Consider the following 2,640-nt stretch of genomic DNA (forward strand, 5'->3'; position numbering starts at 1 on the left):
TGTCACTGACCGGCATATTCGAGCCATTCCGGGATCGGCGTAATCGAGCCACCGGATGATCGGCGCAATCGGGCCACTCGATGATCGGCGTATTGGAGCCACCGCAGGATCGGCGTAATCGAGCCACGTAGCGGGCTCAATGTTCTGTCGGGCGGCAGCCCGAAACGCATTTCGAATTTCCGCAACCCGGTACCTTCAGGCTTTTTGCCCGGAGGGCCGATGAGTCGAAGGAGGTTCGAAGTGTTTGAGTATCGACAGGTTCTGGCGCGCATGCGTCAGGGCGATTCCGACCGCGACATTGCCAGCGCACGCCTGATGGGGCGTGGGAAGCTGAAGACCGTCAGGCAGGTCGCGCTCGCTCGGGGCTGGCTCGATCCCGGTCGGCCCTTGCCGGACGACGCCGAACTGGCGGCGATCTTCGGACGCAATCCGAAGCTGCCGCGTAGCTGCGTCTCCACGATTGAACCGTTTCGCGATCTGGTGCGCGGCTGGTTTGACGCCGACGTGCAGGGCACGACGATCTTCAATGCGCTTCAGCGCAACCACGGCTATACGGGCAGCTATTCGGCAGTGCGGCGCTTCCTGCTGCACTTGAAGGCCGAGCGCGGCGCGAGAGCGACGACGATCCTGGAGTTCGCACCGGCCGAGGCCGCGCAGGTCGACTTCGGCGCCGGTCCGGTGCTCATGCATGAGTCCGGGGTTCTGCTCAAGACATGGTTCTTCGTGATGACGCTGTGCTGGTCGCGGCACCAGTATGCAGAGTTCGTGCTGGATCAAACGGTCGAGACCTGGCTGGCCTGCCACCGGCGCGCCTTCGAATGGTTCGGCGGCCGCGTGGAGCGCGTCATCATAGACAACGCCAAATGCGCGATCACAAAGGCGTGTATGTACGATCCCGAGGTACAGCGCTCGTACGCCGCGCTGGCCGAGGGGTACGGTTTCCGGATCGACGCATGCCCTCCACACGATCCTGCAAAGAAGGGCGTCGTCGAGGCCGGCGTCAAATACATCAAGCGATCCTTCGTGCCGCTGCGCGAATTCCGCGATCTCGCCGACGCCAACCGTCAATTGCGCGACTGGGTGATGCAGCAGGCCGGCACGCGCGAGCACGGCACGACGCGCGAGCAGCCGCTTGCACGTTTCGCCATCGAGAAGCCGCTGCTCGCCAGACTACCCGATGTGCCGCCAGTGCTGGCCGTATGGTGCGAGGTCAAGGTGCATACCGACGGGCACGTCGTCTACAAGAAGGCACTGTACTCAGTGCCGTTCACTCTCGTCGGCAAGCAACTGTGGCTGAAGGCGACCGACACGGTCGTGCAGGTGTTCCACCGCCATGAGCTCGTCGCGACCCATCCACGCCTGCGCAAGCCCGGCGATCGCCACACGGTGCGTGACCACCAGCCGCCTGAAGCGCAAGCGTGGCTTGAGCACGATCCACAGTGGTGCCTGGCGCGGGCAAAGGATATCGGGCCTGCCTGCCACGCGCTCGTTCTCGCGATGTTCAACGACAAGGTGCTCGTCAATCTGCGCGGCGCGCAGGGCGTTGTGAGGCTTCGCGAGAAGGTCGGCGATCAACGGCTGGAGGCTGCGTGCGAGCGTGCGCTCGTGTTCGCCAGCCCCAAGTACCGCACCGTCAAGACGATCCTCGACAAGGGGCTGGACAGCCAGCCCACCGCAGCACCAGCGCCGGCGCCTGCCGACACCTATCTGAACGGCGGCCGCTTCGGCCGTGACCTCCATTCCCTTCTGATCCATTGAACGCCCATGCATCCCAGTCCAGAACTGAACACGATCCTCAAACAGTTGCGCCTCTCGGGCATCCTCGACTCGCTCGAGCAACGCAACCGGCAAGCCATCGACGGGCACCTTGCCTACACGGAGTTCCTCGCCACGCTTCTGCACGACGAGGTTGCACGGCGAGAGCAGAAGAAGCTCGGCGTGCGGCTCGCCCGCGCTGGCTTCTCCCTGGGCAAGACGCTCGAGACCTTCGACTTCGATCGCGTGCCCAAGCTCAACCGCGCTCACATCCATGATCTCGCCGCCGGCCGCTATATCGACGAGAAGGTCTGCGTACTGATGGTCGGCCAAACAGGCGTCGGCAAGTCGCATCTCGCGCAGGCCCTGGGCCACTGCGCCGCACGCCAGGGCCGCGACGTTCTGTTCATCACGCAAACCGAACTGCTCAAGAAGCTGCATGCAGCACGGGCGACTGAGCTCTATGAACGCAAGTTGCAGCAGTTCGTGCGCGTTCCGGTGCTGATCGTCGATGACTTCGCGCTGAAACCCCTGCGTGCACCCCACGACGAAGACTTCCACGACCTGATCGCCGCCAGATATGAGCGCGCGGCGACAATCCTGACGTCGAATCTCGACTTCAGCGAATGGGGCGACGCGTTCCCCGACAACCGCATCCTCGGTGCTGCCACGCTCGATCGGCTACGGCATGGCGCCTACCGTGTCGTCATAGAAGGTGAAAGCTTCCGCAAGCCGAAACCGATGCCCGAAAACAGCGAAAACGCGGTTGCAAAATCAGGCAAAAAACCGCATTCTTGAGTCCCTTCGAAATCGCGTTTCGGGGCCATTCCAGGTGGCCTCATTACGCCGATCATCCCCGGCTCGATTACGCCGATCCGTGACACC

Annotated in this window: 2 protein-coding genes; both read left to right on the forward strand. The window is 63.3% G+C overall.

Features of this window, described 5'->3' with window-relative positions:
- The first annotated feature begins 240 nt into the window (after positions 1-240).
- Positions 241-1,758: an IS21 family transposase gene (istA, locus tag JMY28_RS38725; RefSeq protein WP_201701140.1), complete on the forward strand. Its 1,518-nt coding sequence runs from the start codon at positions 241-243 to the stop codon at positions 1,756-1,758.
- A 6-nt stretch (positions 1,759-1,764) separates the two neighbouring features.
- Positions 1,765-2,553 carry an IS21-like element helper ATPase IstB gene (gene istB, locus JMY28_RS38730; protein ID WP_201701141.1) on the forward strand — a complete coding sequence of 263 codons (789 nt, stop codon included), beginning with the start codon at positions 1,765-1,767 and terminating at the stop codon, positions 2,551-2,553.
- Positions 2,554-2,640 lie beyond the last annotated feature (87 nt).

Source organism: Paraburkholderia hiiakae (genome assembly GCF_904848665.1).
Classification (GTDB): domain Bacteria; phylum Pseudomonadota; class Gammaproteobacteria; order Burkholderiales; family Burkholderiaceae; genus Paraburkholderia; species Paraburkholderia hiiakae.

Coding starts and splice junctions, on each gene's coding strand:
- istB (WP_201701141.1), top strand. CDS start 1,765: ATGCATCCCAGTCCAGAACTGAACACGATCCTCAAACAGTTGCGCCTC.